Origin of the sequence: Leptolyngbya sp. PL-A3 (genome assembly GCF_039962325.1) — a bacterium.
Lineage (GTDB): Bacteria > Cyanobacteriota > Cyanobacteriia > Elainellales > Elainellaceae > Vacuolonema.
On record NZ_JAMPLB010000019.1, the window covers coordinates 127,581 to 137,996 of the forward strand.

A 10,416-nucleotide genomic window follows, 5' to 3' on the forward strand; every position below is an offset into this window, starting at 1 on the left:
GTGCCACCCACCACCGTACTTAATCAACGTGCACAGCGCTGTAAAACTCGCTTGAAGGGTTGCTTTCTCATACGCGAAGCGCATAAGAAAACACTCTTAAAGGTTGTGATTTGTAAAAGGAGAGGGACGGTGCACTGCACTGCCCCTCTCCTTTTGTTGAACAGGATAAATGGTTTAGACAGAACCGCCAATTTGTTGAAGGGCGATCGCCCGAGCCCGTTCAGAGAGGCTATCGAGCAGAACCTCATCGGATTCGCCAATTAGCTTTTCCTTCCGCATCAAGTCGACCATCGTTTCCCACAGAATTTCTTCAACCTTTTGGGCTTGAGATGCTAACCACTGATGGGTATCCGTATCTTCCGGAAACTGATCAATGCACGTTAAGGTATAGCTTCGAAAAGCTTTTACTTGGCGTAAAATACGAGCGACATATCCAGGACATTCGCAGGCAATTACATCTGCGGCCCGGCATATTTCAAGAAGGGCTTCATCTGAAAATTCAGAAAGTCTAATGGTTCGTTCCTGCTCTGGCATGTGTCAACCTGAGTAAATAGTACAAAGCTCAAGCATGATGCCGATTTCCCTGTTCCTGATGACCTGGTTTGCTCTACTCAGTTTCCCGAAATAGGCTAACGAAGGCATCATCCGTTCGACATAGTGATACGGGTGCTAAATTGAACGCGTATATGCTGAAGCGACTAATCGTTGATAAAGGTAGAACCTGAGATAAGACCGTACATCACCCAGACAGGGTGAAGCAGACCTTCACCTCTCTAATATTAAAATAACGCAAGGCCTATCGGGAATGTAGGTAACGTTTCTGTATCTTCTGCCACATCATTTCCAATGAGAGCTTGAAGAGGCGAGTCTTCGTAAAACTGGGGATATCTGAGGCATGACGATGTTGGTGGTCAAAGAATTGATTGATATCCTGTAAAATAAGCTGCAATTTCTGAAGAATATTAGGGGTTCTATATTCCTCTAAAAATAATTCGGGGGCTTTAGACGGCTCGAAATTTTCTAAAACTCGAAGAATTCTTTGTGTATCAAACGCCAGAGAATATCCAGCAATTTTGTGACAGTTGAAACCGGGATCTAAGTAATCGGAAAGCCCTCCATTGAGGCTTGAAAAAACCTGACAGCCGCAGGCAAAAGCTTCCAAGGGTTGTAACCCAAATCCCTCACTCACTCCTTGCAGTGCCCAATACTCGGCAGAGTCGTAGAGATAGACTTTGGCTCGATTAAATAAGCCGGGTAAGTCCTCTATATAGTGGTCTACAACATAAACATTGCAAACCTGCTGCAAAGCAGGAACCAATTGGTTCAGGAGATATCGAGATGACTTGCGAACCTGAACCAAGACATCAATGTCCCGTTCCTGGTTGAGATTTTGAAAGCTATCAGAAATCTCATTGGGCAGATAATACAGCAGGTTATTGGGTGCTTTCTGCCCCCAGTAACCCAGGGTATTGCGGCTAACGGTGATGATTGGGACAGAGGCGGGAAGCTGAAAGCCATAGCCAGCGCTGTGGGCGTGATAAATGGTGGGGTGCGATCGCACTCGTGCCGCCAACTTAGGCACATCAAACCCCCAACTCAATACAAAGATCACATTGTCCAGATTGGGTTGCTGCAACACATCATCCAGAAATAACGTGTCCTTTTCCCGCTGCCGATAGGTCACGACTTCTGCTGGGCAAATTTTTTGGGCCATTTTGAGGGTTTTTAGTTCTGCCCATAGCCCTCCGCAGGCGAACTTTCCGCCTGTACCCGGAAGCAGGAAATACAATGTCCTCATGGAATGCTCCAAGCGAATAAAACTCTATTGGTAGGAGGGATAAAGCCATCCCCACCAATAGGATGCAGATTGGATTGGATTACTCATGGTGTTAGGGGTGAAGATGGACAGCGAATGGGGAATGTTTTTGGGAGGAGCTGCCGTCCTGATCGGCTATCTGTTTCTCTCAGCGATGACAGAAATGGGTACGAAGCTTCCCTGGCGGCGAGGCGGGGATTCCGACCAGGGCGGTGACGATCAATAGAATGGCCTCCAGTTATTCAGGAAGTACGGTTGAAGTTTCCAATGCGACTTTGGCTCGGTGCTGTAACATCAGCCCGTACTCTAGCCCTTCGACAACGGCCTGATAGGACGCTTCAATGATATTGGTGGAGACGCCCACAGTCGTCCAACGTTGATGGCCATTACTGGATTCCACCAAGACTCGGGTTTTGGCCGAGGTTCCCAAAGTCCCGTCCAAAATCCGCACCTTATAGTCAGTCAGGTGGAAGGAGACAATTTCAGGATAAAAGTTTTTCAAAGCTCGACGCAGGGCAGAGTCTAGGGCTGAAACTGGGCCATTCCCTTCTCCTGCTTCTAAAATTTCCTCGCCCCCTACGATGACCTTGATTGTCGCGCGAGAATCCGTACCCCAGGTGCTATCTGGCAATAGTTGGCAGTACACATGGAAACCTTTCACATTGAAGAAGGATTCTCGCTGTCCCAACGCTTCACGCATCAGCAGCTCAAAGCTGGCTTCTGCCGCTTCAAATTGGTAGCCTTCGTTCTCCAGGTTTTTCAGATTTTGTAGGAGTTGGCGGCAGGTGGGTGCGTCTTTGTCTAGCTCAATGCCAAAACTGCGGGCCTTCGACAGCACATTACTTAACCCCGCCTGGTCAGAGATTACAATCCGACGGCGGTTCCCAATGGAGTCAGGCGAGATGTGTTCGTAGGTGATGGGGTTACGCTCGACGGCACTGACGTGAATACCGCCTTTATGGGCAAAGGCAGACAGACCCACATAAGGTGCATGATCGTCGGGGGCCAGATTAACAATCTCGCTAATCAATCGGCTGGAGTCGGTGAGGGTCGCGAGCTGATTGGGTGTAATGCAGGAATAGCCCAGCTTTAATTGCAGGTTCGGAATCAACGTGCAAAGGTTTGCGTTACCGCAGCGCTCCCCGTAGCCGTTGATGGTGCCCTGAACCATCCGGGCTCCGTCCATAACAGCCGTAAGGGCATTAGCAACCGCTGTACCAGAGTCATTGTGAGTATGGATGCCAATTTGAACCTGAATGCTGGCATCGGGAGACAAAGCCTTCACATCTGAATTCTGAAGAAAGGAGCTGACCTTCTGTACAATCTCGCCGACTTCGTGGGGCAATGTTCCCCCGTTGGTGTCACAGAGGGTGAGCCATTCTGCACCGCCTGCGATCGCTGCCTTCAAGGTCTCTAACGCATACTCTGGATTAGCCTTGTACCCATCAAACCAGTGCTCGGCATCGTAAATCACTCGCCGTCCTTGGCTCCGTAGATAGGAGAGGGTATCGGTGATCATGGCCAGGTTTTCTTCCAGGGTAGTCTTCAGCCCTTCTGTGACATGAAGATCCCACGATTTTCCGAAAATAGTGACCCACCGTGTTCCAGCTGAGAGAATGGGTTGCAGCATGGGATCGCTCTCGGCGGTCCGTCCGGGTCGTCGGGTTGCACAGAAGGCTACCACTTCTGCCTGTGAAAGAGGTTCTTCGCGCAGTTGCCAGAAAAACTGCACATCCTTCGGATTCGCCCCGGGCCACCCACCTTCAATAAAGGGAATTCCCAGTTGATCTAGTTGCCGCGCAATTCGCAACTTGTCTTCCAGGGAGAGGGACAGTCCTTCCCGCTGGGCCCCATCCCGTAAGGTGGTGTCGTAGATCCAGATCGTATTGGGTGCGGAATCCTGAGTGGTCATGGTAACGGTGTTGGATGGAGGAATTAATTTAGGAATCAGCAGTACACTGCAACAGGAGAAAGCGACATCTTACCCGACGCAACTCGCTATCAAACGATTCAAGGGGGCATGATGCCTGAGGTTACAGCTCAAGGAAGAACATTTCAGTGCGAAATGGGCGAAAACTTGCGCCACGTTCTATTACAACAGGGGATTGACCTTTATAATAGCCAGGCTCGTCTGATTAATTGCCATGGTATCGGCACCTGCGGTACGTGTGCGGTCGAGATCGAAGGAGAGGTATCGGAAATGGGTTGGCGAGAGCGGGGCCGTTTATCGTTGCCACCCCATGATCCCACGCAAAACCGACGGTTGGCCTGTCAGGTCAGCGTGCTGGGTAATGTTCGTGTTACTAAGTATGACGGTTTTTGGGGGCAGAGCGATCGCCCAGTTCATACCCCCTAAAAATTTTGCTCCGATTTGTTCTGTTGAATTTCGTTCCCGTAATTCTTATGAATGGGGTGCATCCCACTTTTGTAAGTAAGGCGGGCTTCGCCCGCCTTACTTACAAAAGTGGGTTTCCAAATTTGCAAAAGTGGGATGCACCCTACGAATGGGATGGGAAGGCAAGGGCATAGAGTGCCTTTGCCTTCCCATCCCATTCAATAGGTCTAGAACACGGCCCCTTCTCAGAGGGACAAAACTCAACAATGATTCTTCTAGCTATGCCAAAGTTGGTACCCGCAACCCTACTATCTGCGCGATGATGAGTGGTGGTAGGTGGTGATTTAACGGAGGATGGATCATGGCAGACATTCTCGCCCTGCTCATTGTGTTTGGATTGCTGGCTGCCCTAGTAGGCACGTTGGCGACCGGGCTGGTGCGGCTTGTTGGGTTTGGTGTGCTCGTGGCTCTGGCATTAATCATCGGGACGCCGATTATCCGGGGTGAATTCCAGGGGCAATCGGAAACTCAGGCTAACCAAGAAGCTCAGCAAGTTCCTGCTGCACCCCAGTCTACCCAGAGCAGGCCCACCACCCTACCGGCTAATGGCACCAATGGCACCAATGGCGCCGCTGTTGGAGGGCCATCCGATGCGACGTATTCGACAACGGGTGGTAATACTCAAACGGGTGGAACTACAAATTCCACGAATCGGGGTGTGCGAGCAATGTGGTAAGCCCTTCTGAAATATTCGGCGTGGGTTTGGGTTTCAAAGATTAATAGTGGGTTATGCAGGCAAAACATGAGGTTTTGATTATTGGCGGCGGTGTGATCGGATTGGCGATCGCTGTCGAACTAAAGTTACGGGGCACTTCCGTTGCGGTCTTGAGCCGCGATTTTTCTCAAGCGGCCTCCCATGCGGCGGCAGGTATGCTCGCGCCTCAAGCTGAAGCCTTGCCGCCCGGCCCCATGCTCGATCTGTCCCTGCAAAGCCGGAATCTGTATCCTGATTGGACTTCTAAACTCGAAGATGTAAGCGGGTTAGATGTCGGTTACCAATCCTGTGGCATCCTGGCTCCGGTCTATACCCTACCTGAGTCGACAGAATTGTTGTCTGACCCAACCCGGCGTTGGTTAGATCAACAGGCTATCCACCTGGCTCAACCTGGGCTGAGTCCCGAAGTTGTGGGCGGTTGGTGGTTCCCAGAGGATGGACAGGTTGACAACCGGGTACTGGCCCAGGCCCTGCTGGCAACGGCCCAATCTTTAGGCGTGACTCTCTATGAAGGGGTTCACGTTACAGACCTGGAGCAGCGGCAGGGCCGTTTGCAGGGTATTCGTACCCCTACAGGTACCTTACAAGCAGAGCATTATGTGCTGGCTGCAGGAGCCTGGTCGCAAGCTCTCTTGCCGATTCCCGTGCAGCCCCGGAAAGGGCAGATGTTTTCAGTGGTAGTACCGCCCTCTGATATGGCTGAGCGGCCTCTGCAACGGGTGTTATATGGCACTGGAGCCTATATTGTGCCCCGTCGAGATGGTCGCATTATAGTAGGTGCGACGAACGAAGCGGTTGGCTTTGCTCCGTACAATACGCCCGCAGGGTTACAGCAATTGATGGGGGAAGCAACACGGTTGGTTCCGGCGATCGCCCATCTCCCGATTCAGGAATGCTGGTGGGGTTTCCGACCAGCCACCCCCGATGAACTGCCCATTCTTGGCCCTAGCCCCTGCGAGAACCTGTCTCTTGCCACAGGCCACTACCGTAACGGTATTCTTCTCGCCCCTATAACGGCCCAACTTTTGGCAGACTGGATCCTGAGCCGTACAGCTTCACCCCTTCTGTCCGAATTTTCCTGGGAGCGATTTTTCTCCCCCATCCCCACGGCCCCCCCTACGACGACTCCTTCATCTATCCACTCATCCACCCATCTATCTTTTTCTTCCTCTGACGCATCCATGGTGAATTCTCCTTTATCTAAACCTGTGGAACATGCCACTCCCGCTACGTTGGGCTCCCAGGTCAACTCTGCGCAATTCGTCACCGATACCCCTCTCGTGATCGCTGGGCGTACCTTTCGCTCTCGTTTAATGACGGGGACCGGCAAATACGACAATTTTGAGGTGATGCGGCAAAGCGTTGTCGCTAGTAGTTGTGAAATCGTAACGGTAGCGGTGCGCCGTGTTCAGACCCAAGCTCCTGGCCACGAAGGATTGGCCGAAGCTCTAGATTGGAACACCATCTGGATGCTGCCTAACACCGCCGGTTGTCAGACGGCTGAGGAGGCCGTTCGTGTTGCCCGTTTGGGCCGTGAAATGGCGAAGCTGTTGGGACAAGAGGACAACAACTTTGTGAAACTAGAAGTAATCCCCGACTCTCGCTACCTGTTACCCGACCCCATCGGTACCCTGCAGGCAGCAGAACAATTGGTCAAAGAAGGGTTTGCTGTGCTGCCTTACATCAACGCCGATCCTCTGCTTGCGAAGCGGCTCGAAGAGGTGGGTTGTGCTACCGTCATGCCTCTGGGATCGCCTATTGGTTCAGGCCAGGGCATTCGCAATGCCGCTAACATTCAAATCATCATTGAAAATGCTGGAGTGCCTGTCGTGGTAGATGCTGGCATTGGAACACCCAGCGAAGCAGCGCAGGCTATGGAAATGGGGGCAGACGCACTGCTAATTAACACAGCGATCGCCAAAGCCCAAAATCCTGCTGCTATGGCTCGAGCCATGGGTCTTGCGGCTGAAGCCGGACGTCTTGCCTATTTGGCCGGGCGCATCCCTGTGATTGCTAATGCCAGCGCTAGTTCCCCAACTACCGGGTTGGTAACCGGTAAGTAATCCCAGTTTGGGATAAGCTGAAGTCCTCATTTTGGCGGTGCGCTTCGCGCGGCACTCGAAAGCTGTTACTTAACCCGAACTCAGGTTAAGTAACAGCTTTTCTGCTTTAAGTTATGAGGTGAGTGGGGTAATTGCCCGGCTCACCTCAAATGTTTGAAATGATTTGAAATGAGAGGTCTCGTCTCTCTCGTACTACACCCATTGGAAAAATAACTGTATAGCGATCAGGACTGACGCGAACCCGCTACTCCGGTACGCTTTCGTTGTTCGTTGTTAGGTGCGCTGTGTGAGACACACCACATTTCCAGCGCGTAGACCGCTTGAATGAATCGGTTTTTGAGGGTGTAAGTTGTGGCGTAGTGAAGCCGCGCAACGATTCACACCGACAGTCTAATGATTACGATCGCGTATTTATTAACGTGTAATTCTTGTTGTGAGAGGGGCGGCAAAGCCGCCCCTCTCACAACAAGAATTACAGGTTATTTTGTTCGTGATCCTTAGGTTATGAGTAATGAATACAGGCGATCGCAAAACTCAAAGCTCTCATTGATTTTAATACTTTGCAGGGGAAGAATAAGAACTTTGAGGTTTGGTACAAGATGCGTATAGCTATCAGTACAAATGCCTAAGAACTAAATAATATGAGGTATGCTTGAGCTCGCTATCAGGTGTAAAACTCTTGCTTGGGGGCGCTTTCAGCTCTAGATTGGATTGGTTTTCTTAAGATTGACTTAACTACAGAAAGTGAGAACTCGTGCTCTTGGGTGCTTCGATATTATTTCTACCTAAAGGTGTCTAGCTAAAGGCCCATGCAATAAAGCGATCCCAACGTAAAAATAAGAACTAATGCTTGGTTATGCAGTCGATTGTGAATGAGTAATTGTACTCTCTCAACTCTCCATAACAAAGCATTAAGTAACGATTGATAACTACGCTCTCCTAGCTTGTGAAGGATTTGATACTGTACAAAGAACGAGCAATCTAAATGATTGGTAAATCTCGTCGCAATTTTTTCACAATTTGACAGGGCAGGTCGTGCGATCGCCTTTTCGGTCCATTCTCACTAGGTAGCAGTGTAGGCCACCAGCGGTGGTTCCCTGAAGGTTAATCTGGAGTAGGTAATGAATAAGTATTGCATGGTTTGGATTCAGGAATGGTGTCAGGACAACGGTTGGACTGACCCCTTTCAGGAACGCAGGGAATACTGGGCATTCCCTCCCCATGGAGTAATGCCGATGCCAATTCCTACACAAGCCCTCCAGGTCATTAAGGCTAGGAAGGGACCGAGCCCTGTCGAAAGGTTATGGTTTGCAGCGGTGTCTGGGGTGACGGCGATCGCGGCTACTACGGGGCTGTGGTTTGAAAACCCAATGCCCCTTGTCGTTGCTTTCGTCTTTTGCGCCATGGTGTTTGCAGCCATGGATGACGAGTAACCCACTTGCTGAAAAAATGGACAAGGCATGCTCTATGCCTTGTCCATTTTTATTTGATTGGCTATGACCCAACCTCCCATCGGTATCATTATGGGGAGCGACTCTGACCTCCCGACCATGCAGGGGGCGATCGCTATTTGTGATCAGTTCGGCATTTCCTGCGATGTTGCTATCGTGTCAGCTCACCGTACCCCTCACCGCATGGTGGAGTATGCAGAAACGGCTCATCAGCGTGGGCTGAAAGTAATTATTGCCGGGGCTGGAGGTGCCGCTCATTTGCCGGGGATGGTAGCTTCTCTCACACCGCTTCCTGTCATTGGTGTGCCCGTGGCAAGTCGTCACTTGCAGGGGATAGATTCCCTCTATTCCATTGTGCAAATGCCTGCGGGCATTCCAGTAGCCACCGTAGCGATCGGCAATGCCCAAAATGCGGGGCTGCTGGCCGTACAAATTCTGGCGGCACAGCAACCTGATCTTTTAGAAAAGGTGCAGCAGTATCGTCAGACCCTGCGAGATTCAGTGCTGGCAAAGCAGGATCGCTTACAAGAATTGGGCGCTACAGCCTATCTTCAGCAGATGTAGTGTCCTGCATCCTTAAATCGTTGAGTGCTGAATTCTGTTCTAGTCAATAAAACTCAAAATGCTGTATCGACCACAAAACAGGTGGTGCAGCATTTTGAGTTTTATGTTTAGTCCTAAGCACTTGGAATTCTTCACCTCTCACGCTTAACCAATCTGGTTGTGGTTGATGGAGAAATAGAAGAAATGTAAAAGGATTTAATGGACTTTAAGAAGCTGTTTGAAAAGGCTTATTTTTTGTACCTAAAGGGCACGAAAAATAAGCCTTTTCAAACAGGCATCTAAGATGCGGCTACTTCAGACGGTTACACAGAAGTCAGATAACATGATTAAATCTTATCAAACTCAGTCTATAGGTAGAAAATGTTAAAAATCTGACAGTAGTTTTACGCCTCCTTAGTTCTGATGGATGAGGTGGCCAGGTTTAAACACATTTAGAAATGATCCAACCTTTGTAGGATAAAGGTTCGAGGTATTTAGGGCTGGATACCCCTCTAGATAGTGTGCTAGGATCGAATTACAGCATAGCTATTAGCTATCCAGCCATTAAAGCAGAGGGGTTTCTTGCGTGATAGCAATCACACCTCGTTCCGTTGGGCGTAGATGGGGCACTATGAGTTTTGCCTCCACATTACACCTCGGTCCGATTCTAGATCTGCTCCTGACTGATGTTCCGAAACGCTGGAAGGCGGAATTGAGATTGGGCTTACAAGAGGCCCTAGTAAATGCAGCCAAACACGGCAATAACCTTGACCCCCACAAAACGGTTGTTGTTGAGTTTTTTATTCTAGAAGATGAGCATTGGTGGATTATTGCAGACCAGGGTCCTGGGTTTATTCCGGACTGTTGCTGCCAGGAAGTTTCTTCTGAGAATCGCTTAGAAGCCTTGCAAGAATGTGGTCGTGGTCTTTACATTTTGCATCAGGTTTTTGACCAGGTTCATTGGAATGCTGAAGGTACGGAGTTAAGGCTCTGCAAACAGGTCAAAAGCCGGGTTCGAATGCCTTTAGTGTCTTAAGGATTACCAATCAAGCAACCTGTAATTGTTTTCGAGAGAGGGGTGAATTTGTCACCCTTCCTTCAAAAGTAATTCACCTGAGTTCGTGTTAAGGGCGTTTTCGAGTGCTGCGCAACGCGCGGCACTCGAAAACGCTCATTTTGGCGTGCACAAAGCGCACGCCAAAATGAGCACCTCAGATTATCCCGAACTGAGGTTAATTACAGATTATTCAACACACAATCCTCAGTAGTTTTTGAGTCAGCGTGATGAAAAACAATCACGTTGGTTTATTTTTTCTCCTTATACCGTTTTAATATGAAGCTGCGCCAAATAGGGCTTCGAGAATGAAATCGTAGGACGTCAATGACGCAACCCTTTCAGGGGAAATCTTGTCGAGTTCCGAGGTCAGGAGTTT

The 10,416-nt window shown here is 49.8% G+C and carries 10 protein-coding genes; 7 read left to right on the top strand and 3 right to left on the bottom strand.

Going from position 1 to position 10,416, the window contains the following annotated elements; genetic code table 11:
* Nucleotides 1–174: 174 nt before the first annotated feature.
* Entirely contained in the window at nucleotides 175–534 is a 360-nt protein-coding gene (locus tag NDI52_RS16300) for a hypothetical protein (RefSeq protein ID WP_190772102.1), read from the bottom strand.
* A gap of 262 nt (nucleotides 535–796) precedes the next feature.
* Complete coding sequence (locus tag NDI52_RS16305) at nucleotides 797–1,798, bottom strand: glycosyltransferase (RefSeq protein WP_190772101.1); 1,002 nt, start codon at nucleotides 1,796–1,798, stop codon at nucleotides 797–799.
* 103 nt (nucleotides 1,799–1,901) lie between these two features.
* Between NDI52_RS16305 and NDI52_RS16310 the strand changes: the two genes are divergently transcribed.
* Nucleotides 1,902–2,042, top strand: coding sequence for a hypothetical protein (locus NDI52_RS16310; protein WP_190772100.1), 141 nt, complete (start codon nucleotides 1,902–1,904; stop codon nucleotides 2,040–2,042).
* Nucleotides 2,043–2,054: 12 nt separating this feature from the next.
* Here NDI52_RS16310 and cimA read toward each other — a convergent pair whose 3' ends face one another.
* Nucleotides 2,055–3,728: a citramalate synthase gene (cimA, locus tag NDI52_RS16315; RefSeq protein WP_190772099.1), complete on the bottom strand. Its 1,674-nt coding sequence runs from the start codon at nucleotides 3,726–3,728 to the stop codon at nucleotides 2,055–2,057.
* A 111-nt stretch (nucleotides 3,729–3,839) separates the two neighbouring features.
* On the opposite strand from cimA, the gene NDI52_RS16320 reads away from it, so the two are divergent.
* The 6 genes from NDI52_RS16320 (at nucleotide 3,840) to NDI52_RS16345 (ending at nucleotide 10,019) form a co-directional block, all read left to right on the top strand.
* Nucleotides 3,840–4,172 (top strand): 2Fe-2S iron-sulfur cluster-binding protein, encoded by a 333-nt coding sequence (locus NDI52_RS16320; protein WP_190772147.1) that lies wholly within the window; start codon nucleotides 3,840–3,842, stop codon nucleotides 4,170–4,172.
* Between the two features lie 340 nt (nucleotides 4,173–4,512).
* Nucleotides 4,513–4,887 (top strand): hypothetical protein, encoded by a 375-nt coding sequence (locus NDI52_RS16325; RefSeq protein ID WP_190772098.1) that lies wholly within the window; start codon nucleotides 4,513–4,515, stop codon nucleotides 4,885–4,887.
* 53 nt (nucleotides 4,888–4,940) lie between these two features.
* The gene (thiO, locus tag NDI52_RS16330) at nucleotides 4,941–6,989 is read left to right on the top strand and encodes a glycine oxidase ThiO (protein WP_190772097.1); all 2,049 of its coding nucleotides are present in this window, start codon (nucleotides 4,941–4,943) and stop codon (nucleotides 6,987–6,989) included.
* Between the two features lie 1,121 nt (nucleotides 6,990–8,110).
* Nucleotides 8,111–8,422 carry a hypothetical protein gene (locus NDI52_RS16335; protein ID WP_190772096.1) on the top strand — a complete coding sequence of 104 codons (312 nt, stop codon included), beginning with the start codon at nucleotides 8,111–8,113 and terminating at the stop codon, nucleotides 8,420–8,422.
* A gap of 63 nt (nucleotides 8,423–8,485) precedes the next feature.
* Nucleotides 8,486–9,004, top strand: coding sequence for a 5-(carboxyamino)imidazole ribonucleotide mutase (purE, locus tag NDI52_RS16340; protein WP_190772095.1), 519 nt, complete (start codon nucleotides 8,486–8,488; stop codon nucleotides 9,002–9,004).
* A 565-nt stretch (nucleotides 9,005–9,569) separates the two neighbouring features.
* On the top strand, nucleotides 9,570–10,019 hold the full coding sequence (locus NDI52_RS16345; protein ID WP_190772094.1) for an ATP-binding protein: 450 nt from the start codon (nucleotides 9,570–9,572) through the stop codon (nucleotides 10,017–10,019).
* The last annotated feature ends 397 nt before the right edge of the window (nucleotides 10,020–10,416 follow it).